This is a genomic window from Psychrobacter sp. 1Y4, from assembly GCF_051847555.1.
The window spans coordinates 1-557 of record NZ_JBPYDE010000970.1; the positions used below are offsets into that span (position 1 = coordinate 1).

The 557-nt window shown below is 38.6% G+C and carries 1 protein-coding gene; it reads right to left on the reverse strand.

All coding sequences use genetic code 11. The annotated features are described in order from the left end of the window. Window positions 1-159 precede the first annotated feature (159 nt). Complete coding sequence (locus tag ACS8FC_RS19895) at window positions 160-306, reverse strand: hypothetical protein (protein ID WP_439298055.1); 147 nt, start codon at window positions 304-306, stop codon at window positions 160-162. Window positions 307-557 lie beyond the last annotated feature (251 nt).

Sequence of the window (557 nt, forward strand, 5' to 3'; positions counted from 1 at the left end):
ATAACTGTAAGGAAACCTCAATAACACTTTGATTACGATCATTTTGGCTTTTGCCTGTTCGAATTAAGCCAAGAATCTTTTCTTCTACACATTTGAGAGATCCAGCTGCCGAGCCAATATTGCTTATTTGCGCTTCAGCAGCGTTTTGTCCTTCTTCAATCAGCTTGCGTTGTTCAGAAGCGCTAAGGCGTTAAGCTCAAGATAAGAAACAATATCAATATTCTCTATCGACGCATGTAAGCTGCGTCCGGCATCGTTAACTAGCCCATCGATATGGCCAAATACTTCCAAGAGTTTTGGATACATATATCTGCACATAACGATTAAAACTGGTCTCAAAATACGTAGTTTTAAAATAAAATTTACTATTCCATAGGAATAAAAACTATGACGACACTACAAATGTCCTCGTGGTTTTTTCAATATTGAATATAGTCTTAAGGGACAACTATAGCTGCACTCAGCTCGGAAGTTGCACCTAGATGATTAGTTAATGTCGCGGTTACTGTGGATATTCCAGTTATAGGTTTTAAAGACGCCTCTGCTGTTCCTCTAGC

Bases quoted from the DNA above. Each gene is read 5' to 3' on its own strand.
- ACS8FC_RS19895 (WP_439298055.1), bottom strand. From the start codon at position 306: ATGTATCCAAAACTCTTGGAAGTATTTGGCCATATCGATGGGCTAGTT.